Genomic DNA, 24,296 nt, shown 5'->3' with positions numbered 1-24,296 from the left:
CCGCATCGGTGCCCAGGACGGTACGCAACCACCTGTCGAACATCCTCGTCAGGTCGGCGCCGGTGACCGGAGCCAGGCGATCGTACGGGCCCGGGAACAGGGCTGGGCCGGCGGTGACCCGGGTCGCCGCCGGCCCGGCGGACGGCGCGGCCAGCCGTTCCGCCGAGCCGCCTGGACCGAGCGTGTCACCCGGTCGGTCCGGCGCCGGGTGGTCCGGCGCCGGGCGGCTGCCGGTCCGGTGGGGACCCGGCGGTGCCGGCGACCAGCTCTACCCGTCGATTCTCGGCTCGGTCGGCGGCGGTGGTCTCGGTCACCTTGGGACGGGTCTCGCCGAACCCCTTGACGCTCAACCGATCGGCGGCGACGCCCTTGCCGACCAGGAAGTCATACACCGCTGCGGCACGGGTCCGGCTGAGGACGAGGTTCGACTCGGCCGTACCGGTGGTGTCGGTGTGGCCCTCGATGCGCGTTCGGCTACTCGGATTGGCGTCGAGGATCTGGGCCACCCGGACCAGAATCGCCTGGGAGGCGGCGGTGAGGGAGTCGCCGCCGGAGGCGAAGGTGAGCCGGGGCAGCTCCTGTAGCTGTCGCCGGACGTCCGGGACCTCGATCTGATCGACCACCGTGGCGCCAGTGGCTCGGGCCGCCGCCAGCACCGCGTTCTTGTGCGTCTCGGAGGAGACCCGACCGCCTACGCTCAGGGTGCCGCCGTCGAGTCGCACGGTCGTACCGTCGGAGCTCCTGCCGAAGGCCCGCAGCACGTCCGCCAGGCCGCCGAGTGCCGTGTCGGTCACGGCGCCGTCGACCGTGAGCCGGTCCTCGACGCTCGCCGTACCGAGGCTGGTCGCCGCGCCGACAAGCGCGGTACGGGCACGCTCGCTGGGAACGGTGCCAGTGACCGATGCCGTGCCCTGGCCCAGTGCCACCAGCACGGAGGGCGGTACGGACGCGGCAGGCACCTGCGCCTCGGCGACCCGTACGCCCTGGATGGCCTGGACGATGTCGAGGGCGTGTTCGGCCTCGGCGGACGAGTTCGCCGTCAGCCGGCCGTCGCGTCCGGTGAAGGTGACCCACACGTCGGACAGGCCAGCCGAGTGCAGCGCCCGGGTCGAGCGCTGAGTCAGATCGTCCTCCATCCGGTGCCGGTTCGGCGCCTGCTGTGCCACCATCAGCACAGCCAGACCGAGAATGGCCACGATCAGCCCCAGCAGTGGACTGAACCGACGGGACTCGTTGTTCGGCATGGGGCTCTTCGTCAAGAGGCTCTTCTTCATCAGACTCTTCTTCATCAGGCCCGCCCCGTGTCCCGGCCGGCCACCAGCAGCTCGGTGAGTTCAGCGAAGCCGGCCTCGTCACCGTCGGCGAGCAGTCGAGCCTGGCGACCCCAGGTGACCAGGCTGGGCGCGAAGGTGAGGCCGGCCGCCTCGATCGCCGCGCGCCGCGTGTCGTCATCGGCCTCGGCGAGCTGCCGAAAGGTGTGGATGCCGGCGGCCCGCAGCGCGGAGGCCATCTTCGGGCCGATACCCTCGATGCGTTCCAGTTCGTCGCCTCGGGTCTCGGCGGGCTCGACCGCCGTCGTGACGGGTGTGGTCAGCGTTGCCGCCGGTTCGTCGCCTCGGGTCTCGGCGGGCTCGACCGCGGTCGTGACGGGCGTGGTCGGCGTTGCCGCCGGCTCGGCGGTCGTCGGGGTGGGCTTGTTCGCGGTAGGACCGTCGGTCGCCTGAGTGCCGTCGCCCTTGACCGCCGGCCGGACGTCCTGGCCATCTGTGGCCCGTCGGCCACCGTCCACGATCGTCGCAAGGCTCGCGTGGCGCGGTTCGGCATGCGCGGTCGGTGCCGCCACGCTGTCACTATTCTCCGCTTCGCCCGGCCGGGCTACCGCAGCTTCGCGCGACGGCGGCAGTGACGGCCTCCTCGTGCCCCAGACGAGCCAACCGACGAGCAATCCCAGAAGGAAGGCCGCCAGGATAAGGAAAAGAGATTGGCCGATAAACCAGGACACGTAAAGCCTCCATGGTGGATGTGAATGGGTGCGTCGCCAAGCGCCCGAACGCGCCAACTCCGATGAATCCTATGTGGAGGATCGCGGTTCGGGCGGCACCCAAACATCGCGATAAGATCACGATTGGCGTGATATTGTGGCATGCTTACATACCTCTTCGCGGCTCTTGATCAAGGGTTGTGCTGGCACTCCGCACTACCCCGCCCATCGCACGAAATGGCAGCTCATGGGGTGGTTGTCGCGCAATGGCGGGCGTTGGCGTCGACCGGAACCGGAGCTGGTGATCGAGGCTCGACCGGACTCCGACCAAACTCGGTCGTCGGTGGGCGCGGCCGATCCATCCGGCCGATTCCGATGGAGTGAGGATTTGAGTTTCCGCGCCAATCGTCGGCATCCCGCAACCGAGTCCGTTGCCATCCTCGAGTGCCGCAGCAGCCACGAGCGGAAGCTTCACCTCTGCCCCGAACGACCAGGCGTCCCGATCGGCTACATCGGCTGTCCATAGCCCCGAACGAAGCAGGGCCTCAGCCAGAGGAACAGTGGACAGTTTCGAGGGATCGTTGCAACACGCGGTCTAACTGGCGACGGCAATGGGCCTGTCACGACGCTCGGCCGGGGCACCCCAGCCGAGCGTCCGCGTAGGCGGCCGTTGAGTTCGGCGGCGGCCGGTACGAGTTGATGTTTCGCCACGACCTACTGAAGAGCAGCCACCTGGGACTTCGCGACACCAGCCTGCCGCTCTTCCGATTTCTCACCGACCTGGTCACGCAGGCTCGGCCCGAGCCCGAACCGCCGAACCAGGTCGTCACAGGAGCACTGTGGGCCAGCCTGCACGGCATCGCCCAACTGTGAAACTGGGGCAGCCTCACCCTCGCGACCGGCGCCACCGATCCCGGCGAGTCGTCACCGGCATGGGCGCCATCCCGGTCGAGCGGGGCGGCGGCCGGGCGGCGCTCACGGCATTACGCCGCCACGCCCGTACTCCGCTCCGGCGGCCTGGTAGCCGTCTTCCCCGAGGGCACCCGTTCCCCCGACGGCCGAGTCTTGTTGTTGAGGTGGTCAGTGAACCTTTTTCAACCTGAACCGCGCGGCGGGTGCGCCCCGACTTTCACCTGCGACCACGACGGACCGCGAGGGGAGGTTGAAAAAGGTTCAGTGGTTGGCCGGGGTGAGCCGGGACAGCGTGGTCCTGACCGCACCGGCCTCCTCTCGCGCCCATTCGGACTGCGTCGCCGGCACCGACACCGGTGCCATGGGCCGCCTCGACGTCATCGCCGAGGCGGTCCTGCGGGGGACGGCGGAGCGGAACGGGGTACGACAGCTCAGCAGCGGCTCCAACCACCGGCCCAGTTGCCGGTGCCGCGGTACCGGCACCACAGGTCCGCGTCCAGGCCGAACGTCATGGCACGCACCGGATTGACGTCCACGAAGGCGCCGTTTCCGAGTTCGGCGAGGGCCCGGCCGCCGAGGCTCTTCCACCCGCCGCTACCGCGCCAGATGTGCCAGACCGACCAGTCCTGCCCGATCACGAAGACCTCCTCGTACGTGTCGGTGCCGCTGACCCAGGTGATAGCGGACCACTCCATCCGGCAGATGACCCAGCCCCGGTAGCCGTACATGTCGAACACGCAGACGTCCCAGCCTGGGTAGATCTGCGGGTCGTCGTCGCCTGCTGGTCCCGTGCTCGACGGCACGCGTTCGATCGTGGCGACGGTATCCCCCACGGCGTAGGTACCCGGGCCACCCGGTCGCACCGTGACGGTCGGCGTCGCCTCGCCGCCGGCCTCGACCGTCGCCGCCTGGGTCGCCGGCGTGGCGACCAGAACGGACGTCGCCACCATCACCGCCGCCAGGAGCACGGCGGTCCAGCCGCTGTGACCGCGCGCGCTTGTTGGCACCATCGTCATACGTCACTCCTCCTCGGTACGTCGTCGGCGGGTCCGCCGACGCAGCGCAGCCTGTCAACCGGCGTGCACAGAATCCGCACAGAGCCCCGACCGAATGGCCGATGCGCGGCGTCGGACTTGCCGCTGTCGGCCGGCGATGCGGCCGTCCGAAGGGAGCGAAGCCGCTACGCCCCGCCGGCTGGCGGACTGCTGACAACTCCGACGGCCGGGCCTGCTTCACGGTCGATGTCGGTGGCGGCCAGGAGACCCGCGTCCCACCATCGGGCGCGTCCAACCACCGTCCAGTTGCCGTTCAGTCCGGATTGAAAGCGTGGCCGGATAGCTGCCTCGCCGATGGAGGGGAACATGACAGGAACAGGCAGAGCACGCGACGAGCTGCCGATGCCGGAGGGCGTGCCGGCGGTCACCGCGTCGCCGGCCTCGACGGCCGGGCTGGCCGCGCCCGCCGGTCCGGGGTACGGGATCGACCGCGCCGGGCGGGGATCGGTGGGGTCACGCCGTCGGCGGTGGATGGCCGGGGTGCTGGCCTTGGCGCTCGCGCTGGTCGGAGTGCTGGGACAGGCGGTACCGGCACAGGCAGACGTGTCCAAGGAGCCCGCGCCGAGCCTGCCCGGCCGGGCCGCCGAGGCCGTGCCCGGCGTATCCGGGCTGACACCGGATGCCGGTCTGCGCTCCGCCGCTAGCCGCCGGACGGCGTCCGTGCCGCCGGGCACCGGGATCACGTTGGGCAAGCCGAAGGCCGGCCCGGCACCCCGGATGGTCGAGGATCTGGAGGACCCGAACAATCCGCCGACCTGCGTGCCGTACATCAGCGGTCAGGTGACCCGAAACGGTACCGCCCTGGCCCGGGTCGACTATCTGGCCGAGATCGTGTGCAACTTCTACCTCGCGGGCGCCGGCCAGGCGTACCTGATCGAGCGGACGGCCGGCTCCCGGTACAACGGTTCCGTCATCGCCGCGGCCGCCCCCTTCTACTTCTCCTCCTACTACTACGGGTACAGCATCGGGGCGGTGATCATCGACGGTCGCATCTACGACGGCGGTCGCCAGTTGGAGATCGGGTTCGACCTGGCGTTGCAGACCCTGGACGGAACGCCGTGGGGCGGCTGCTTCGCGCTTCCCGCCCCGCAGCGTTACCTGTCCCCGTGCTACGGCCTGGGCACCTCGTACCTGTCCGTCTCGGTCGGGTCAGGGGTGTTCAGCACCGGCCTGCCGGCGTACAACCCGGCGGCGGCGATCCGGGACATTCCCGCCATCGATCTGCTCCCCTCCCACGTGGGCGGGCAGTCCGACCCGGCGTCGACGGCCCGCCAGAACATCGTGGACACCGCGGCCGGGCTGCCCGCCCAGACCAGCGACTTCAGCCATGTAGGTCGGACCAGCGTGAACCTCGACCTCGACATGTTGCGCGGCATCCTCAGCCTGCACCTGCTGAACGGCTACAACTTCCGGGTGACCGCGATCGCCGGAAGCAGGCACGGCAGTGCGACATCCCGGCACTACGTCGGGAAGGCATTCGATGTCGACACCATCAACGGCGCACGGGTGAACACGAGCAATCCGTTCAACCAGGCGTTCAAGGACGCCTGCCGGGCGTACGGGGCGACGGAGGTGCTGGGGCCGGGGGACGACGCCGACCATGCCACGCACATCCACTGCGCGTGGCCGCGATAGTGACCCGGACCTCCGGACGGAGGCGGGCCGCCGCCCACGGGTGAGCGCCGCGACGGCGTACCCCTGAACGGCGGCGACGGCGGTGCGAGTGTCCGATCCGGACGCTCGCACCGCACGCTGACTCCGGTACGGGCCTGGCGGAACTGGTCGAGGACCTCACCGGGTGTCTTCCGCGAGCGCCCGGAGTCTCAGGAGGCCGGCCTCCCAGGTGGCCGCGACGTTCGCCATCCACCGTGCGGTTTCGATCAGTCGGGAGGGGTTCGCGCTGTAGAGCACCTCGCGCCCGCGTCGGCGACTGGATACCAGACCGTGCTGTTGCAGTGTGGTGAGGTGTTTGATTACCGCTGGTCGACTGACCGGCAGCGGGCCGGCCAGCTGGGTGGCTGTTTGCTCGCCTCTCTCTGCGAGCGTTTGCAGAACGTGCCAACGGGTAGGGTCGGCCAGCGCCGCCAGTACCTGGGTCTGTGGCTGGGTCATGGTCGCGGTGTCGGATGTTCGAGGGTTGCCGCCCGCTCCCGCAACGCCGACAGGCCGCCGGCCCATCCGTCGGTTGTGCCCTGGATATGCATGCGCCGCTGCTCGGGATCCATGGCCAGCTCGTCGAACCCGCTCTCGACCACGACGAGGCGGGTGCCGCCGTCGGCGGCTGCGAGGGTGAACGTCACCAGGGTCTGGTACCCCGGCCGTGGCTCCTCATCGGGCACGGACGAGTACCGGTAGGAGAAGACCGTGGGCCGATCGACCTGCTCGATGACGCCTCGGAAGGTGCCATGCTCCTTCCAGTTGTGCACGAGCGCCCCACCCGGGCGCAGGTCGATGTCCGCACCATCGAAGGCGAACCAGACCTGGACGTGTTCGGCCTGCGTGATCAGTTCCCACACGCGCTCGACTGCGGCATCGATGAAGATTTCGCGCTGGATCCGGTCCACCATGTCACGCCTCCTCAAGGCTAGCGTCACCCGGAGGTTACACATGATCTCAGGCAGGTGCAACCCGGCGGTTACACTTCGGAGCGTCATTGCTCGCCCTGCGTCAAGCGATACACCAGGCAACGATCCGGGCCATGAGTCGATCGATGGAGCCATCGATCTCCGTTCGCACACCGTCTCGGCCGCTGAAGGTGGCCGCGAACGGCCACCGCCCCTCCAACCAGCTCACATGCTCCTCCGTGTCGTCGGTGAGCACGACATTGCGCCCGTCGGCCAAGACGACGACCCAGTGGACGGCGTAGTCCACGGGCTCCTGATACACACGGATGCCGGTTGGGTCGATGCCTGCCGCCAGCAGCGTGTTGACAACGCCATACCGATTGACCACCCGGTCCAGGTCGGTATCGACGGACTGCGCGTTGGTGCTCCATACCACCTCTTGCGTGGTCGGCGGTACGGTTGCAGCCGGGATGGGGTTCGAACCGGGACCGTCGACCTGGTCTGTCTCGGACATGTCTCTGCGACCTCCTTCTGACCAGGCGCTCGACTGCGCGGCCGGCTCGCCTGGTTTGCCACATGATGCGGCAGCCGCTCGGGAAGAGCAGGGTCCAATGACTACTATCGGCTCCCTCGCCGCCGAAGTCGCCCACTGGTTCGGTGACTACGACCAAGCCCTCACCTTCGTCATCACGTCTGCGGAAGGCCACGGCGTCGAGTTGGGCAATCAGCGCGAACACGCGGCGACGGTCGAGCTCGACGAGGACACGGCGCAGCAAGTCTGGGAAGACGCGGCCATCGCCACGGAGAGCGCGCTCGACTGATGAGTCCTCCGCGCACGGTCGGCAGCGCTGGCCCCGTGACAGTGTCGCGCCGTTCCACCCCGTGACGGGTGGAACGGCGCGACGTTCAGGAACTCAGACCGAGCCGAATCGGAATCTCTGGTTGGTCGAATTCTGGCAGTTCCACTGCACCAGACGTGCGCCGTCGAGCACCGAGTTGCCGTTGACGTCCAGGCAGAGGCCGCTCAGCGCCGAGACCACGGTGTAGACACCACCGGTACCGGCCGCCTCGACCCGGAACCGTTGGTTCGCGCCACCGTTGCAGGTGGACTGTTGCAGGAAGGCGCCCGGTGCCGTTGAGCTCCCGGTGACGTCGAGACACTTGCCGCTGTGGACGGCGCGGAGCTGCACCGTTCCGCCACCGGCGTCGACGGCCTGCCAGCGCTGGTTGTTTCCGCCGTTCGGCGCCCACTGCTGGACGATCGCCCCGTCGGCCGTCGACTGGGCGTTGACGTCGACAAGCTTGCCGCTGTGCTCGGCGGCCAGCGTCCAGGTGCGACCGGCCACACCACCGCTGGCCGGTACGCCGACCCCGGTGCCGCCGAACGTGATCGAGTCGACGTCGAAGGAGTTGTTGGTGCTGGACTTGAAGACGAGGTAGAGGGTACGGCTGCCGGCGATGCCGGTGGTGTTCACCGCCGCCGTCGACTGGTAGTTGTCCCAGCCGCCGGTGTTCGGCACTGGCGTCGTCGCCAGGAGGGTACCGGTCGGCGAGTCGGCACGCAGTTCGACCGAACCGCCCCCGAAGGGCGACGAGACCCGGTAGCTGACGGTGCTGATGCCCTGTAGGGCCATCGGGGTGAACGAGATCCAGTCGTTGTTGGAGATGTCGCCGATCCGCCCGCCGCTCTCCGCGCCGGCCTGGCTGACGACCCGGACGCCGGACTGGGCGGTGAAGTACTCGGCCTGCTTGTGCTTCGGTTGCAGGATCGCGTGACCGTAACCGGTCAGCGGCGCCGCGCCGCCCGCGCCGCCGTCGTCGGTGTACTTGGCGTTGAGCACGTAGTAGAGGTTGGCGCCGTCGGGATGCCCGCCGAGCAGGTCGGTGGAGATGGTGCCCGAGCAGCCTGGGTAGTCGGTCGTCTCGTGCTGGTGGTCGTCGTGGCCCAGGGCCGGGTTGACCAGGACCTTGGCGCAGTCGACGGGCGCCCCGCCGGGGTCGGTGACTGTCACCGTGTACGGCACCCGCTCGCCGAAGGTGAGCATGCCGCCGTCAACCGGGGTGGTGATGGTGACCACCGGTGCGGTGTTGCCCACGGTGATCTGCACGTTGGAGTAGCCGGCCCTGCCGGTGCTGTCGGTCACCTTGAGCTGGGCGGTGTAGTTGCCGTTGCTGGTGTAGGTCTTCGACGGGTTGGCCGCGGTCGACGTCGTCCCGTCGCCGAAGGTCCACTCGTAGCTGATCGTGTCGCCCGGATCCGGGTCGGCGGAGCCGGCGCTGGAGAACTGTACGGTCAGTGGCGCGTTGCCGTTCGTCGGCGTACCCACCGCCTTCGCGACCGGCGCCCGCCCGCCCTGGACGTAGTCGATCCGGTACAGCCCGGAGTCGTTGTTTCCGCCGCCGAAGTTGGAGCCCCATTCGAGCAGGTAGAGCGAGCCGTCAGGCCCGAATGTCATGTCCATCGGCTTGTTGAATCCGGTGGCGGGCAGGAAGGGATTCGTCCGGGTCACGGCCGTGGCGCCGTCGAAGTGGACCTCCTTGACGTAGTTGCGGGACCACTCGTAGAAGAAGTGCACGCCGTTGTAGTAGGGCGGGAACTTCGTCGTCGACGGGTTGTTCGGGTCGTACCGGTAGACCGGGCCACCCATCGGGGCGGAACCGCCACTGCCGAGTTCGGGGAAGGTCGGGGAGGCGCCGTAGCCGTACCACATGTTCGGCGCGACGCTCGGGCGCAGGTTGACCAGGCCGGTGTTGTTGGGCGAGTTGTTGACCGGTGCCGCGCAGTTGAACTTGGCGCCGATCGCCCCGGTGTCGGGGTTGAACGGGGCGTACGCCTGGTTGTCGCCGTGGCAGAACGGCCAGCCGTAGTTGCCGGGCGACTTGATCACGTTGAGTTCGACCAGACCTTCCGGCCCCCGGTCGGTGGCGGGGCCGCCCCGGTCCGGTCCGTAGTCCGCCAGGTACACCCAGCCGTTGGCGGGGTCGATGGAGAATCGGAACGGGTTGCGGAAGCCCATCGCGTAGATTTCGGGTCGAGTCTGCGCGGTGCCCTGCGGGTACAGGTTGCCGCTCGGGATGGTGTAGCCGCCGCTGGCTGCCGGCCGGATCCGCAGCAGCTTGCCACGCAGGTCGTTGGTGTTGCCGGCGCTGCGGGCCGCGTCGAGGTGGGAGCGCCCGGTCCGCCAGTCGAGCGGGGCGTAGCCCTGCCAGTTGCTGTCCAGGTTGGGCGGCGTGTCGTCACCGGTACCGATGTAGAGGTTGCTGTCCGGGCCGAACGCGAGGTAGCCGCCGGTGTGTCCCGGCTCCGGGTGGGTGCGGTCCCGGTACGCGGGAATGTCGATCACCGTTGTGGGGCTGGCCGTGTTCAGGGTGTCTCCGGTGAGCGTGAACCGGGAGACCCGGTTGATGTCGGTGGTGCTGCTCAGCGGCGAGTGGTAGAGGTAGACGAAGCCGTTGCTGGCGAAGTTCGGATCCACCGCGACGCCGGTGAGGCCGTCCTCGCCGCCGGTGTAGACGCTGAGCGTGCCGGCGGTGACCGTGGTGTTGGTGCTCGGTTTGAAGATCCTGACCTGGCCGGCCCGCTGGACGTAGAGCACCCGGCCGTCGGGCAGCACCGCCAGCGCCATCGGGTCGGCGGTGTTGTCGTCGAGGGTCCGCTTCTCGAAGTTGCCCCAGACGGTGCCGCCGCAGTCGCCAGGCTGGTTGCCCGCCGCCCACTTCACTCCGCCGAGGACGTGGTTGCGGAAGTCGGGTTCGCTGTACGAGGCGGTCGCGTGGCCCATCGCCGTCGTCCATACCTTGCCGGTACCGATGTTGCGGCACCAGGAGATCGGGTGGTCGTTGCCCATCGCCGCCCCGCCCGGGTTGTAGGTGCGCTCGTCGGCGGTCACCAGCACATGAACGTCACCACGGGGGTTCCGGTCGAAGTTGTACCACTCCTCGCCGCGGACCCACCGGTCCGGCAGGCCGGCGGTCGACGGGTGCGCCCGGTCGGCCACGATCGCGGTCCCGGTGAGTACGCCCGGCGAGTGTTCCGGCATGTGGGCACCGGCGTTGACCGTCTGGTCCCACCAGGGGTACTCCCCCTCGATGCCCATGTCCGTCGCGTTGTGTACCGCGACGATTCCCTTGCCGCTGGCGAGGAAGCCCTCGACGGCCTGGCGTTGCGCGGCGGTGGTCCAGACCATGCCGGAGGTCTGGAACATGATCAGTACGTCGAAGGTGGCCAGGTTCGCCGGCGTGAACACGGTGGCGTCCTCGGTGTGCACGAGTTCGAAGTTGTTCTCGGTGGCCTGTTGCTGGAACATCGCGACGCCGGCCGGGATCGAGTCGTGTCGGTAGCCGACGGTCTTGGTGAACAGCAGCGCCCGGAACACCGGCGCCGCCTCGGCTGGCCTGACCAGGGTCAGCGAGAGAAGTACGCCCATGATCAGAGCTGATAACAGGACGGGACGTCGCACTGCCGTCTCCTTTCGGCGGGACAACGGGCTGACTGACCACGGGCGCGGGGCATCCGTCCGATCCACGGGCAGGATCGGACGTGAGGTTGCTGAGGTGGTGGTCCGGCAACCGTTCGCCGCAACGGGATGCCGGCTTCCCCGTTCTTCGCACCGGGCGTGACTCGGTGTCACGAGTGTGGGGTGCTTCGGTGCCCTGGCCTGGAGGCCAGATTGCGCCGCGTATGGACAGATGTCAACATGTCGATCACCGGATCGACGCCCCTCAGGCAGAGAACTGATGAAAAGTGCCTGCTTGTCGGCCAGATGAATCCAATTAGGATGATCGACAGTCGACACTCGACCAATAGAGCGCTCCCTCACTGTCATTCGGACGGCCCATTGACATCGACCGAACGGCGGAAAGGACAACCAGATCCCGAGACAGCTACGTTTCCGGCGGGTTGCGGTGTTGCCAGCACCCATCGAAACATTTACCCTCCTCACACAAGTATTTGTCGGGTTCGACAAAAGTTCGACATCTTTCGGCGAAAGCTCACTCGGTCACACCTCGGAAGTCGGCTCATGTCACTCGGTCCCCGCGTACGGCAGACGCGTGGCGCGGCAACTGGAGGGCCCCGTTGGTTACGATCCGTAGCGAGACCACCGAGTCAGACGGGGACCTGCCGCTGCTCGAGCTGCGCGGCATCACGAAGGCGTTCCTCGACGTCCGGGTCCTGGACGGCGTCGACCTCGACCTGCGGCGCGGCGAGGTGCACGCCGTCGTCGGCGAGAACGGTGCGGGCAAGTCCACCCTGATGAAGATCATCTCCGGGGTGTACCCACCGGACGGCGGCAGCGTCGAGTTCGACGGCACGCCGGTGAGCTTTCGCAGCCCCCGCCAGGCGCAGTCGGCCGGCATCGGGATCATCCACCAGGAGTTCAACCTGCTGCCCGAGCGCACCGTCGCCGAGAACGTGTTCCTCGGCCACGAACCGCTGCGACGCGGCCTGGTGGACAAGCGGGCGATGCTGCGACGTACCGCCGAACTGCTCGACGCCGTCGGCGAGACGTCCTTCCCGCCCACCGCCCGGGTCGGACAGCTCGGTGTCGCCCGGCAGCAGGTCGTCGAGATCGTCAAGGCCCTCGCCCTCGACGCCCGGCTGCTCATCATGGACGAGCCGACCGCGGCGCTCGCCGACCACGAGGTCGAACTGCTCTACGCGCTGGTCCGCCGGTTGCAGGAGCGTGGCATCGGCATCCTCTACGTCTCGCACCGGCTGGTCGAGGTCTTCGACCTGTCCAGCCGGATCACCGTGCTCAAGGACGGGCACCGGGTGACCACCGCGCCGACGGCGGAGACCAGCCACGACCAACTGGTCCGACACATGGTCGGCCGGGAACTGGCGCACTACTACCCGCCCCGCGCCGAGGCGGACCGAATCGGCGAGGTCCGGCTGTCGGTCCGGGACGGGGCCAACAACCGGCTGCGCGGCATCGACCTCGACCTACGGGCCGGAGAGGTGCTCGGAGTGGCCGGATTACAGGGCTCAGGCCGATCCGCGCTGGCCCGGGCGATCTTCGGCGCCGCCCCCTTCACCTCCGGCGAGGTACGCCTCGACGGGCGCCCGGTACGGCTGCGTACCGCCCGGTCGGCGATCCGGGCCGGCATCGCGTACCTCACCGAGGACCGCAAGGGCGAGGGAATCGCCGCCGGACAGTCGGTACTGGACAACGCCCTGCTCGCCGGCCGGGCCGTGTTCCCGCGCTGGGCCGGCCGAGCCGCGCGCACGGTGCGGATCCGTGACCTGCTGGCCGCCGTCGACGTGCGCGCCGCCGGCGACCAGCAGGAGATCCGCTTCCTGTCCGGCGGCAACCAGCAGAAGGTGGTACTGGCCCGCTGGCTCTCCCTGACCCCCCGGATACTGCTCTTCGACGAGCCGACCCGGGGCATCGACGTCGGCGCCAAGTCCGCCATCCACGACCTGGTACGCCGGCTGGCCCGGGACGGGGCGGCCGTCCTGATGATCTCCTCCGAACTGCCCGAACTGCTCGGCATGAGCGACCGGATCGTGGTGATGCGCGACGGCACCATCGCCGGCGAACTCCCCGCGCGGGCCACCGAGGAGGACGTGATGGGTCTGGCCACCGGTGCCGACCGGGCGGAGTCCCGATGACCGCCACACGCTCCGCCCCGGAGCGCACCCCGGCGGTCCCCCGCCGGCCGGTCCGGACTCTGCGTACCGCCGTCGGCGCCGATCCGGCACGCGGTGTCTTCGTCGCGCTCGCCCTGACCCTGGTGATCGGCTGGCTCGTGGTGGCCCTGGACGGCGGGCAGTTGCTCAACCAGTCGAGCGTGGTCAGCCTGCTGCACGTCGCCACCGGCCTGGGCCTGGTCGCGGCCGGTCAGACCCTGGTCATCCTCGGCGGTTCACTCGACCTGTCGGTCGGCTACGTGGTCAGTCTCAGCACCCTGGTCGCCGCCGAGACGATGAACGGCAGCGACAGCCGGATCACCCCGGCGGTACTGCTCGTGCTGGCGGTCAGCGTCGCCATCGGACTGGTCAACGGCGTCCTGGTCGCCACCGTCGGGATCAACGCGTTCATCGCGACGCTCGGCGTCGGTCTGCTGCTCAAGGGCTACCTGGAGAACGGCTACGACGGGCCGGCCGGCAGCACCGCCCCGACCCTGGTGCAGACCCTCGGCTACCAGCGGGTCGGGCCGGTCCCGGTCGCCTTCCTGCTCTTCCTCGGAGTCGCCGCGGCGATCTGGTTCGCCCTGCGCCGCACCCGGTACGGCCACCACCTGGTCGCGGTCGGCGGCGACCCGGACGTCGCCCGGCTCTCCGGGGTACGCAACGACCGGGTACTGATCCTCAGCCACGTGCTCTGCGCCCTCTGCGCCGGACTGGCCGGCATCTACCTGGCCAGCCGCCTCGGTTCCGGCGCGCCCCGGGTCGGCGTCGAGAGCTTCTACGACCTCGAGTCGATCGCCGCCGTGGTACTCGGCGGCGCCGCCCTGGCCGGCGGCCGGGGCGGCGTGGCCGGCACCGTCGGCGGCGTCCTGCTGCTGGCGACCGTCGACAGCGTCTTCAACCAACTGGAGGTCGACGCGTTCTTCAAGCAGGTCGTCCGGGGCGTGATCATCATTGCGGCGGTGGCACTGTACGCCAGACGCCGGCACCGCCGGCACCGCGAGCGGACCGGGGCGCCGTCATGACCGCCGAGCTGACCCGGGATCCCGACGGTACCGCCACGCAACGCCGGTCCGGCGCGGCGGCCCGGGGCCGGCTGACCCGGCCGGGCGGCGTACTGCCGATCGTCGCGATCCTCGCGCTGCTCCTGGTGCTGATCGCGATCCAGCAGCCCGACTTCTTCCAGCCCGCCTCGCTGCTCTCCTTCCTCGGCCGCTCCGCGCCGATCATCATCCTCGCCGCCGGCCAGTACTTCGTGATCGTCTCCGGCGAGTTCGACCTGTCGGTCGGCTCGCTGGTCACCGCCCAGGTGGTGGTGGCCGCCCGGCTGATCGACAGCGACCCGGGCCGGACCTGGCCGGTGGTGCTGCTGCTGTTCGGCTTCGGTCTGCTGGTCGGCCTCGCCAACGGGCTGATCACCACGGCCCTGCGGGTCCCGTCGTTCATCACCACCCTCGGCATGTACCTGATCCTGGTCGGCGCCGTCTACCTCTGGTCGGACGGGGCACCCCGGGGCGGACTCTCCGACGAGTTCCGCCGGTTCGGCCGGCTGGCCGTCGAGGATGTCCCGCTGCTCGGCCGGCTGCCGTACGCCCTGCTGGTACTGCTCGCGGTTGCCGGCCTGCTGCTGCTGTTCAGCCGCTCGGACCCCGGCCGAACCCTGGTAGCTGTCGGCGACAACCCGCGGACCGCCGAGCTGGCCGGGGTCCGGGTCGGCCGGGCCAAGACCGTCGCCTTCGTACTCAGCGGCCTCGCCGCCACCGTCGCGGCGATCCTGCTCGGCGGCTACAGCGGCGTGTCGTTCCAGGCCGGGCTCGGGTTGGAGTTCACCGCCATCACCGCCGTGGTGCTCGGCGGGGTTGCCCTCGGCGGCGGCCGGGGCGCGCTGCTCGGCGCCATGCTCGGCGCGCTGACCCTGGAAACCCTCTTCACCCTCATGAACTTCTACGGCGTCTCCGGGGCGCTCAAGTCCACCGTACAGGGCTTGATCATTCTGGCCGCCGTGTCAGTCGGCGCGCTCCGTCGCAGGTAACCACCTTTCCATCCCCAGGAGGAGATCGATGAGACGACCCGGTATCGCGGTGGCGCTGGCGTCGGTCACGACGCTCGTGCTCGCCGGCTGCGCCACCGACACCCCCACGCCGACCCCGTCGCAGTCCGGAGCGACAGCGGACGCCGGTACCGGCGCGCAGTCGAAGTTCTTCGTGCAGGCCGACTACGACCGGGAGATCGCACTGCTCGGGGCGACCGCCACCGGCCCGGCGGACCGGCCGTGGGAGCAGGTACTCGACCCGCGCCCGGTCGACACCGCCAAGTACAAGAAGCCGGGACCATACAAGATCTGTTTCTCCAACGCCGCGCTGAACAACCCCTGGCGGCAGGTGGGATACAAGACGATGCAGGCCGAGGTCGAGGCCCAGAAGGCGCTGATCAAGGAGTTCGTGCACGTCGACGCGGAGGGTAAGGACCCGAAGCAGATCACCGACATCAACGACCTGCTGGGCAAGGGCTGCGACGCGCTGATCGTCTCGCCGAACACCACCGCGACGCTCACCCCGGCGGTCGAGACGGCCTGCGCGAAGGGCGTACCGGTGATCGTCTTCGACCGTGGTGTCGACACCGACTGCCCGGTCACCTTCATCAACCCCATCGGCGGATACGGATTCGGCCACGTCGGCGCCGAGTTCCTCAGCCAGAAGGTGCCCTCCGGCGGAAAGATCCTGGCCCTGCGCATCCTGCCCGGCGTCGACGTGCTGGAGACCCGCTGGTCGGCCGCGAAGGTCCAGTTCGACAAGGCGAAGGTCAACGTCGTCGGCGTCGAGTTCACCGACGGCGACCCGGCGAAGACCAAGACCATCGTCACCAACTACCTCCAGCGGCACGGCACCATCGACGGCATCTGGATGGACGCCGGGGCCACGGCGGTCGCCGCGGTCGAGGCGTTCCAGGACGCCGGCAAGCCGCTGCCGGCGATCAACGGCGAGGACCAGCTCGACTTCCTGAAGCTGTGGAAGGACAAGCAGCTCACCGCCGTCGCACCGACGTACCCGACGTACCAGTGGCGGACCCCGGTCCTGGCCGCGCTGCGCATCCTTCGCGGCGAGCCGGTCTCCAGCCCGTGGAAACTGCCGCAACCGACGATCACCCAGGACAACCTCGACCAGTACGTCGACGACGCCATGCCGCCGCTGCACTACGCGATGTGCGGCTGCACGGACCTGCCGGGCTACCCGCAGCGGTGGAAGTGACTGACCCACCATGTTCCCGATCGGCGTGAACCCGTGGGTCTGGTCGTCCCCGGTCGACGACACCGCCCTGGCCGACCTGCTGCCGCGAATCGCGGAGTGGGGCTTCGACGCGGTCGAACTGCCGGTCGAGCAGGTCGGCGACTGGGACCCGGACCGGACCAGGAAGCTGCTCGACCGGTACGGACTCCTGGCGGCCGGGGTCTGTGCGGTGACCCCACCGGGGCGGGACCTCGTCCGCACCGATCCCGGCACCGTGGCCCGGACCCAGGATTACCTCCGATACTGCGTCGACAGCGCGGCGGCACTCGGCGCACCCGTCGTCGGCGGGCCGCTGTACGCCGCCGTCGGACGTACCTGGCGGATGTCCCCGACCGAGCGCGCGACCTGCTACACCGAGTTCCGGACCCACCTCGCGCCGGTGGCCGAGTACGCCGAACGGCACGGTGTCAGCCTCGGCATCGAGGCACTCAACCGCTACGAGACCAGCGTGGCCAACACCATCAGCCAGGTACTGCAACTGCGCGACGGGCTGCCCGACAACGTGGGCATCATGATCGACACCTATCACATGAACATCGAGGAGTCCGACCCGTACGCCGCGATCGGCGTCGCCGGCCCGTACATCAAGCATGTCCAGGTCAGCGGCACCGATCGCGGCGCTCCGGGCCGCGACCACCTCGACTGGCCGCGCTTCCTCGCCGCGCTGCGGAACACCGGCTACCGGGGACCGATCTGCATCGAGTCGTTCACCTCGGAGAACGAGACCATCGCCACCGCCGCCTCGATCTGGCGTCCCCTCGCCGAAACCCAGGACCGGCTCGCGACGGACGGCCTGAGCTACCTGCGGCGACTTCTCGCCCCCGGTGGAATCGGATGATCCATCAATCTCACCTCTGCACTGGGACGCGACGAACTCTCCGAAATCGGATGCCTCGTCCCCGTGGGCGACGAGTGATGACCGTCCGCCTCCCACCGACATCCCCGCTGCGGCCCGGCAACGGCTCGCCTTCCGTCAAGGACCGGCCACCTGCGTGGGCCGAACCCGCTGCTCGGATGGCGCCAACCGGCCGGTGAGCAGGATCCAGGCGCAGATGGCCGCGAGCGGGACCAGGCCCAGCAGGTCGGCGGATGCCGGGTCGAGGCCACCGGCGTCGATCAGCAGGGCGGCAGAGAGCGTCCCGATGACCATGTTGTTCCCGGCGTGGGCGAGGCACGCGACCCAGACGCTGCCGGAGCGCAGGAACAGCCAGGCCAGGATCACGGCCTGGGCGACGATCAGGAGAGTCCAGGTGACGATCCCGAGCAGCGGACTCGCGTAGCTGGCGTAGTCGGTGAGGACCAACGGGTAGTGCCACGCGGCCCAGACGAGACCGGTGATGAGCGCGCCGTGGGCGGGGCTGCGACCCACCCGCTGTTGGAGGTAGCTCCGCCAACCGAACTCCTCACCCCAGAACAACGGAGTCAGGACGACGGGGGCCACGAGCACCAGCAGCGTGGCTGGGCCGGGGAGGTCGGCCAGGTCCGGCTCGTATAGCCCGACGGCGGTGGCCAAACCCACGGTCACGGCCAGCACCAGCACAGGGCCGATCCAGGCGATCAGGTAGTAGCGTCTCGCGGCCCGCAGCCGCGGCGCCAGGCCGGCGTCGGCGAAGCCTTCCCTGGTGACCCAGCGGCGTACGACGACGGCCGCGATCGCCGGCCCGAACGCCATCGGGAGCCCCACGGTCAGCTGAGTCACCGGATCGGCCATCGACCAGCCGAGCACCGCGTGCGCGACGAAGATGGCCCCCCACGACAGTCCGAAAGCGATGAGGAGATAGCTGAGCACACCCTTGGATCCCATGGCTGGGAGGCAACCACCGATCCACGTCGGACGTCGTCACACCGAGGCGCCAACGGCGCGGTCATACCTGAGAGCTACGGTCACCCGATCGGGTGCACCGGCAGGCGCCGACCACGACCTGTGCGGCGTAGGCCCGTGGCGCCCCCAACGGCATAGGCCGGCCAGCCTCACTCGTAGCACGAGGCAGCCGACGCGGGGCCGTTCGCGCAAGGCCGCAAGCGCCGCAAAGTCAGCCCTTGACACCCACTCGGAATGCGTGAGTAACATGATCGTCACAGGATTCAGTCCTGAATATATATTCACTGCGAATGGGGGCAGGCGCGGACCCGTCGTCAGCAAGACGCCACGGCACCGCGACTACGGGCGGCATCAGCGACGAACACAGGAGGAGACCCAGATGTTCACAGCAGGTTTGAGTCCCCGCATGGCCACGAGACGAAGGCGGCGCCTTGCCGCAGTCATGCTGTCGGTCGCGACTCTGCTCGTCCCCCTCTTCAACGACACCGCCCAGGCCGCGAGGCCGGAGCCCGAGTCGCCGTTCCGCACGATCATCACGAGTGATGCCGAGATCGACGATGTCGCGTCGTTCCATCGCCTGCTGCTGCACGCGAACGATCTCGCGGGCAGCCTCGAGGGGATCGTCTACTCCAGCTCGACGTTCCATTGGGCCGGCGATCCGACGGCGAACCCGCCGATCCCCGCCTACCAGTGGGCCGGCACCGAGGTGTTCCAAGACATGATCAACGGAACCGGCACGAAGTGGGGTGCTGGCGGCGGGTACGCGGCCATCGTCGACAATCTGCGCCGCCACGACCCGCGCTATCCGTCGGTTGATCACCTGAACAGCCTCATCAAGGTGGGCAACATCAGCTACCGCGGCGAGATGCAGGCGGACACCGAAGGGTCGGACCTCATCAAGCAGGCGCTGCTCGACGACGATCCTCGCCCGCTACACCTCCAGGTCTGGGGTGGCACCAACACCATCGCGGCCGCGCTTCGCTCGATCGAGGACGAGTACAAGGGCACCCGCGACTGGCCCTCGATCTACTCACGCGTCGTCTCCAAGGCTCGCGTCAACATCATTCTTGATCAGGACGAGACATATAAGGACTACATCGATCCGCGCTGGCCGGACCTCAATGTCATCGTCAACCGCGACCAGTTCTGGACGGTCGCGTACTTCCGCTACCGGTACTCGGGTGAGCGCGGCCTCCCCCGGGTACCAGGCGAGATCGAGAACGCCTACTTCAAGCCCCCGTTCATCCAGCAACGGATCCGGTTCGGCCCGCTTCTCTCGAGCTACCCGGTCTCAGCCGACGCGTACGCATCCGGAGCCGTCATCTACCCGAACACCGACGAGTTTCTCTCCGAAGGCGATTCGCCCAGTTACTTCGAACTGCTCGACAACGGCCTGCGCAGCTGGGAGGACCCGACCTATGGGGGTTGGGGAGGACGCTTCGCGCAGGCGAGCACGCATCGCTGGTCTGACTTCCCGACGTACGTCACGGACGACAACTGGGCCTACGGCGAGCGGAGATACGACCACGAGCCGAGCCGCGTACGCGACGCGGGCCCGTACGGCGAGAGCTATGCCGTCGCATATCCGCAGGCGCGGTGGATCCCGGCCCTGCAGAACGAGCTCGCCGCACGAGCCGAGTGGCAGACGAAGTCCTACGACGAAGCGAACCATCCGCCCGTGGTACGGATCGCCGGTGACCGGATCGACCGATGCGTGCGGCCGGGCGCACGGGTACCCCTGTCGGCCAGGCTCTCCGACCCCGACGGCGACAAGCTCACGAGCACGTGGTGGCACTATCGTGAAGCGGGCACCTATCCGGGTGTCGTCGCCGTTGCACGCCCTTCGGCGGCCACCACATCGTTCGTCGTACCGCGAGACGCAAAGCCTGGCCAGACGATCCACATGATCCTGGAGGTCCGTGATCGCGCCGAGCGGCCCATGACGCGCTACGTTCGCGTGATCGCCACCGTCGCCGGAGGCCCCGGTCTTGGCGCCGGAAAGTGCGCGAGAAGCGCTGACGACCTCGGTTCCGGCCGGAACGACCGTTAGTGCGCTGGCCAAGAAGGTTCACCGGGCTGGTGACACGCCGGTCGTGGTGTGCTCAGATGGCGTGATCGAGCCGCGCCCTCGACAGCGATCGAGTTTCGCTGTCGAGGGCGCGGCGCGTAGATGGGTGAGATGCGTAGCTGGGGTGAGGTGCGGTCGACGGGTGAGGCGCGTCGACGGCTGGGCCCGGTCCACCGGCGAGAGCCCTGGAACGAACCGACCGACGGACGTTCCAGGGCTTTACCGCGCATCCCAGTCGGATGTTCCGGGGACGTCACCCGAATCGACCGGGATCTACGGAAGTACGGCGCGAGCCGCAGACCGGTTCGCGCCGTACTCCCGATCGAAATCCTTACCCGGTGGCTACTACTTCAGGTGGAAAGGTGACGGTGCCGGCTCCGACGGCAACGGCGGCGGTCGCCGTGGTGGTGGCGAGGTGGGCCAAGCACCCATGGGGCACAGGGATGGACGTCAGTCCTGCGTCGATACCGTCACGGTGCCAACTGGTGACGTGCTACTTGACGATGTGGACGATGACCCGTTGGTAGCGGGTGAGCGCCGGCTTGCCGCTGTCGGTGGCCTCGAGGATGAGGTGGACGGTGTCACCGGGCTTGGCGTCGGCGGGGATGGTGACGGTGGTGCTGAGCGCGGAGCTGTCGGCGATGCCGACCTCGCCCGGGTAGGTGTCGGCCTCGCGGTACTGCCACCACCTGGTGGTGACCCGGTCGCCGTCGGGATCGCGGACGTCACCACTGATGGTGATCTTGCGGCCGGGCTTGGCGTTGACGTCCAGCCCACTCTTGACGCTGACGACCGGGTGATGGTTGGCGTCGTCGTAGTTCGACGCACTCATCCAGCCCAGCCGGGCGGCGAAGTCGAGCTGTCCCGCCTCGGCCCACCGGCCGCTGCCGTACCCGCGGACGTCGACCCCCGCCTTGTTCTTCTCGGCCGGTCCGGACACCCAGTAGTTCGGCGTCGACGTGCTCTGTACGACGCGGTGGCCCCATCCGCCGTACGTCCAGTCTTCGAGGCTGCGCAGTCCGGTGTCGAACAGGTAGATGAAGGCGGGGTTGTCGCCCTCGGAGAGGAAGTCGAACCGCTCACGCGGTGGGAGCCAGCCGCTGGTGTTGGTCAGGTCACCGAAGATGTCGAGCGGGTCGCCAGCGAGGGCCTTCTTGTCGCCCCAGACCCGGTACTTGTCGCCGAGCGGGCCGTTTTCCAGGATGTTGGCGGCGATCCACCGCCCGTCGAAGTACTTGACCGCTTCCGGGTCGACCGGCTTGGTGGAGTTCTTGCCATAGAAGCCCCAGGTGCCGGATCCCACGTTGGTGGTCAGGATGTTGGGCCACTTGACGCTGATGTAGTTGTCGTAGGTGGTGTCCTGCTTGCCCTGCATCGTGATGACGGCCTTCGCGGAGACCTTGGCGTAGATCGCCATCCACTGTGGCGTGTCGCGGTACTGCTCCTCGATGGAGAGCAGGGCGCGGGCAATCGTGTTGCTGCCGCCCCAGACCTGTAGGTAGACGGGTCCGCCCTTGTTGTCCAGCAGCACGTTCTTGATCGCGTCGGATCCTTCGGTGGGCGCTGCCATGTCGCCCTCGAAGTTGATGTTGCCGACCTTGACGAGGCTGAGCAGCTTCTCGGGGCTGGGGTAGCCGCGGTCGTGCTTGAGCAGGTTGCGGTATCCCTTGGCGTACTCGCCGATGAGGTCCTGGATGTGTTGCGTGCCGGTCCACCGCCACGAGGTGACCGGCTCGTCGTACTCGCGTCCGGGCAGGAAGAAGGTCGTACCCTTGCCGTCGCCGGCGAAGTGGAACCGGGAGCTGGTGTAGACGATGGCTTCGGTGTCGACCTCGTTGGTGTACATGAGATACCTGATCACCGAGTTGTAGTCGTCCGTCTCGATGTCGGTCGTGACGATCGTGCGCGGCTTGTCCCGGCGGTCGTGGTCGCTCTGCCCGGCCGAGTAGTCCGCCGGTCGGGGTCCAGCGTTGGCTTGTCCCACGGCCAGGGTGGCCGGCAGCGCGATCACGACGGCCATCGACAGGCACAGCCGGGTGTACCTCTTCCGCCGGTTCGATCTTGGCCTGGGCGTTCCTGTGTTCATACTGCTCCTCCTGCTGCGTCTCCCCGTGGATGCGGATGTGGTGGCAGCGGCGTTCGACGCTCCACCCGGGGTCGGCGGGAGGACGGAGCGGCGGGCACACCGGGATGCAATGAATAGAAATTCACGATGGATCTTCTATGCAACGGCACCGTAACCAGACGGCAATCGGGCGTCAAGGTACCCAGAGCGGCTCCGCGACGATCATGATCGCTTGGGTGAGGCACGACTAGCGCCGCTACGTACCGCGGCGGTAACGACTCGGCAACCGGCTCTTGACATGCCGCGTACCGCGAGTCGTAACCTGGGCGAGAGTTGATTCAACTCCGAATGAATATTCACCGAGAGGTGGAGATGGACGCGGTCTTGTCGGTGGACCAGGGCACCACGAACACGAAGGCGTTGCTCGTGGACGCCGCCGGGGTGGTCGTCGCGCGCGGTTCCGCTCCGGTCGGTGTCACGTTCCCCCGTCCCGGGTGGGTCGAGCAGGACGCTGCCGAGATCTGGCGGAGCGTCCGGTCGGCGGTGCGCGACTGCCTCGACGCCGCCGGCGGGCTGGCGCCGGTCGCGGTCGCCGTGTCGAACCAGCGGGAATCCGTCGTGGCCTGGGAACGGGCCACGGGCAAGCCGATCGGCCCGGTGCTGAGCTGGCAGGACGCGCGGGCCGCGGACCGGTGCGACCGGTTGGCCAGGACGGGGCTCGGCGACGTCGTACGCCGGCACACCGGCCTCCCGCTGGACCCGATGTTCTCGGCGCCCAAGATGGCATGGCTGCTGGAGTCGGCGGGACTGTCCGGCCCGCGGGCGACCGAGCGGTCCGGTGTCGTGGTCGGCACGGTCGACGCCTGGCTGGTCTGGAACCTGACCGGCGGCGCGGTGTTCGCCTGCGAGGCCGGCAACGCCTCGCGCACGCTGCTGTTCGATCTGGCAGCGCTGGACTGGCGCGAGGATCTGCTGGACGCGTTCGGCGTGCCCCGGACCGTCCTGCCGGAAATCCGTGCCTCGGACGCGGGCTTCGGGGTCACCGCCGATCTCGGGTTCCTGCCGGCGGGGCGGCCGGTCGCGGCCGTGCTGGCCGACTCGCACGCCGCGCTGTACCAGCAGGGCTGCCGGCTGCCCGGCACGGGGAAGGCGACCTACGGCACGGGCTCGTCGGTGATGGCACCGGTGGCGCGACCCGACGACCCGCGGGCCGGCATCGCCACCACGCTCGCCTGGCTGACCGACGCGCCGACCTACGCCCGGGAGGGCAACATCATCGCATCCGGCGCGGCGCTGGCCTGGATGGCGCAGTCCCTCGGCCTGAGCGGCGCGGCTGATCTGGAGCAGGTGGCGAAGGCGGCCGACGACACCGGGGGCGTGCACTTCGTGCCGGCGTTCTCGGGGCTGGGTGCGCCGTACTGGGACAGGTCCGCGACCGGCCTGCTGACCGGCCTGACCGGTGGCACGGACCGGGCACACCTGGCGCTGGCCGCGCTGGAGGGCGTCGCGCACCAGGTCGCCGACGTGGTCGAGGCCATCGAGACCGGTACGGAGGCTGCGGTCGAGGTGCTGCACGCGGATGGCGCCGCCACGGGCAGCGGCCGGCTGATGCAGATCCAGGCCGACCTGCTCGGCCGGCCGCTGCGGGTGGCGGACGCGCCGGACGCGTCCGCACTCGGCGTGGCGACGCTCGCCCGGCAGGCGCTCGGCCTGACCGGCGACGGCGTGCCGGAGGCCACCGGCGGTGCGCTGGTGGAGCCCCTCATGGCCGCTGGTGTCCGGGCCTCGCGCCGGGCGGGCTGGGCCGCTGCGGTAGCCCGGTCGCGCGGCGCGGTAGTGCCGCCCGGGCCGGCGACTGCTGGCGACTGACCGTTGACGACCGTTTCCGCCGACGAGAGGACGATCTTCCGC

19 protein-coding genes and 1 pseudogene are annotated in these 24,296 nt (G+C 69.0%); 11 read left to right on the top strand and 9 right to left on the bottom strand.

Annotated elements, in window-relative coordinates:
• Positions 1-185: 185 nt before the first annotated feature.
• A complete protein-coding gene (locus tag Pma05_RS34970) occupies positions 186-1,274 on the bottom strand; it encodes an OmpA family protein (protein ID WP_203861791.1) in 1,089 nt (362 codons plus the stop codon).
• Between the two features lie 14 nt (positions 1,275-1,288).
• Positions 1,289-2,002, bottom strand: coding sequence for a helix-hairpin-helix domain-containing protein (locus Pma05_RS34965; protein ID WP_203861790.1), 714 nt, complete (start codon positions 2,000-2,002; stop codon positions 1,289-1,291).
• 678 nt (positions 2,003-2,680) lie between these two features.
• On the opposite strand from Pma05_RS34965, the gene Pma05_RS34960 reads away from it, so the two are divergent.
• Positions 2,681-2,854 carry a hypothetical protein gene (locus Pma05_RS34960; protein WP_203861789.1) on the top strand — a complete coding sequence of 58 codons (174 nt, stop codon included), beginning with the start codon at positions 2,681-2,683 and terminating at the stop codon, positions 2,852-2,854.
• A 38-nt stretch (positions 2,855-2,892) separates the two neighbouring features.
• Positions 2,893-3,046 (top strand): annotated as a pseudogene (locus Pma05_RS34955) (1-acyl-sn-glycerol-3-phosphate acyltransferase); the annotation flags it as partial.
• 278 nt (positions 3,047-3,324) lie between these two features.
• Here the strand turns inward: Pma05_RS34955 and Pma05_RS34950 are convergent.
• The gene (locus tag Pma05_RS34950; RefSeq protein ID WP_203861808.1) at positions 3,325-3,909 is read right to left on the bottom strand and encodes a hypothetical protein; all 585 of its coding nucleotides are present in this window, start codon (positions 3,907-3,909) and stop codon (positions 3,325-3,327) included.
• Between the two features lie 345 nt (positions 3,910-4,254).
• On the opposite strand from Pma05_RS34950, the gene Pma05_RS34945 reads away from it, so the two are divergent.
• Entirely contained in the window at positions 4,255-5,583 is a 1,329-nt protein-coding gene (locus tag Pma05_RS34945) for a hypothetical protein (RefSeq protein WP_203861788.1), read from the top strand.
• A gap of 156 nt (positions 5,584-5,739) precedes the next feature.
• Here the strand turns inward: Pma05_RS34945 and Pma05_RS34940 are convergent, their stop codons facing one another.
• From Pma05_RS34940 to Pma05_RS34930, 3 genes are all read right to left on the bottom strand, one after another.
• Positions 5,740-6,060 (bottom strand): ArsR/SmtB family transcription factor, encoded by a 321-nt coding sequence (locus Pma05_RS34940; protein ID WP_203861787.1) that lies wholly within the window; start codon positions 6,058-6,060, stop codon positions 5,740-5,742.
• Complete coding sequence (locus Pma05_RS34935; RefSeq protein ID WP_203861786.1) at positions 6,057-6,515, bottom strand: SRPBCC domain-containing protein; 459 nt, start codon at positions 6,513-6,515, stop codon at positions 6,057-6,059. The genes Pma05_RS34940 and Pma05_RS34935 overlap by 4 nt, the downstream gene beginning before the upstream one ends.
• Positions 6,516-6,615: 100 nt before the next feature.
• Entirely contained in the window at positions 6,616-7,026 is a 411-nt protein-coding gene (locus tag Pma05_RS34930) for a hypothetical protein (RefSeq protein ID WP_203861785.1), read from the bottom strand.
• 97 nt (positions 7,027-7,123) lie between these two features.
• Here Pma05_RS34930 and Pma05_RS34925 point away from each other — a divergent pair, with 97 nt between their 5' ends.
• Positions 7,124-7,333 carry a hypothetical protein gene (locus Pma05_RS34925; RefSeq protein ID WP_203861784.1) on the top strand — a complete coding sequence of 70 codons (210 nt, stop codon included), beginning with the start codon at positions 7,124-7,126 and terminating at the stop codon, positions 7,331-7,333.
• 93 nt (positions 7,334-7,426) lie between these two features.
• Here the strand turns inward: Pma05_RS34925 and Pma05_RS34920 are convergent, their stop codons facing one another.
• Positions 7,427-10,972: a ThuA domain-containing protein gene (locus Pma05_RS34920; protein WP_203861783.1), complete on the bottom strand. Its 3,546-nt coding sequence runs from the start codon at positions 10,970-10,972 to the stop codon at positions 7,427-7,429.
• Positions 10,973-11,589: 617 nt separating this feature from the next.
• On the opposite strand from Pma05_RS34920, the gene Pma05_RS34915 reads away from it, so the two are divergent.
• From Pma05_RS34915 to Pma05_RS34895, 5 genes are read left to right on the top strand one after another with little or no spacing between them, the layout of a single operon-like run.
• Complete coding sequence (locus Pma05_RS34915) at positions 11,590-13,125, top strand: sugar ABC transporter ATP-binding protein (RefSeq protein ID WP_239313732.1); 1,536 nt, start codon at positions 11,590-11,592, stop codon at positions 13,123-13,125.
• A complete protein-coding gene (locus Pma05_RS34910) occupies positions 13,122-14,168 on the top strand; it encodes an ABC transporter permease (protein ID WP_203861782.1) in 1,047 nt (348 codons plus the stop codon). Before Pma05_RS34915 ends, Pma05_RS34910 begins: the two co-directional genes overlap by 4 nt.
• A complete protein-coding gene (locus Pma05_RS34905; protein ID WP_203861781.1) occupies positions 14,165-15,175 on the top strand; it encodes an ABC transporter permease in 1,011 nt (336 codons plus the stop codon). The genes Pma05_RS34910 and Pma05_RS34905 overlap by 4 nt, the downstream gene beginning before the upstream one ends.
• Positions 15,176-15,203: 28 nt before the next feature.
• The gene (locus Pma05_RS34900) at positions 15,204-16,391 is read left to right on the top strand and encodes an ABC transporter substrate-binding protein (protein WP_203861780.1); all 1,188 of its coding nucleotides are present in this window, start codon (positions 15,204-15,206) and stop codon (positions 16,389-16,391) included.
• A gap of 10 nt (positions 16,392-16,401) precedes the next feature.
• The gene (locus tag Pma05_RS34895) at positions 16,402-17,268 is read left to right on the top strand and encodes a sugar phosphate isomerase/epimerase family protein (protein WP_203861779.1); all 867 of its coding nucleotides are present in this window, start codon (positions 16,402-16,404) and stop codon (positions 17,266-17,268) included.
• Between the two features lie 135 nt (positions 17,269-17,403).
• Here the strand turns inward: Pma05_RS34895 and Pma05_RS34890 are convergent, their stop codons facing one another.
• Positions 17,404-18,234, bottom strand: coding sequence for a CPBP family intramembrane glutamic endopeptidase (locus Pma05_RS34890; protein WP_203861778.1), 831 nt, complete (start codon positions 18,232-18,234; stop codon positions 17,404-17,406).
• A 397-nt stretch (positions 18,235-18,631) separates the two neighbouring features.
• On the opposite strand from Pma05_RS34890, the gene Pma05_RS34885 reads away from it, so the two are divergent.
• Positions 18,632-20,302 (top strand): DUF1593 domain-containing protein, encoded by a 1,671-nt coding sequence (locus Pma05_RS34885; protein ID WP_203861777.1) that lies wholly within the window; start codon positions 18,632-18,634, stop codon positions 20,300-20,302.
• A gap of 511 nt (positions 20,303-20,813) precedes the next feature.
• Here the strand turns inward: Pma05_RS34885 and Pma05_RS34880 are convergent.
• Entirely contained in the window at positions 20,814-22,340 is a 1,527-nt protein-coding gene (locus Pma05_RS34880) for a DUF1593 domain-containing protein (protein WP_203861776.1), read from the bottom strand.
• Between the two features lie 417 nt (positions 22,341-22,757).
• On the opposite strand from Pma05_RS34880, the gene Pma05_RS34875 reads away from it, so the two are divergent.
• Positions 22,758-24,254, top strand: a complete 1,497-nt coding sequence (locus tag Pma05_RS34875; protein ID WP_203861775.1) for an FGGY family carbohydrate kinase — start codon at positions 22,758-22,760, stop codon at positions 24,252-24,254.
• The last annotated feature ends 42 nt before the right edge of the window (positions 24,255-24,296 follow it).

This window comes from Plantactinospora mayteni (assembly GCF_016862935.1).
GTDB classification, from domain to species: Bacteria; Actinomycetota; Actinomycetes; order Mycobacteriales; family Micromonosporaceae; genus Plantactinospora; species Plantactinospora mayteni.
The sequence above is the reverse complement of the archived record's forward strand: the minus strand, read 5'-3'. Positions and strand labels throughout refer to the sequence as shown.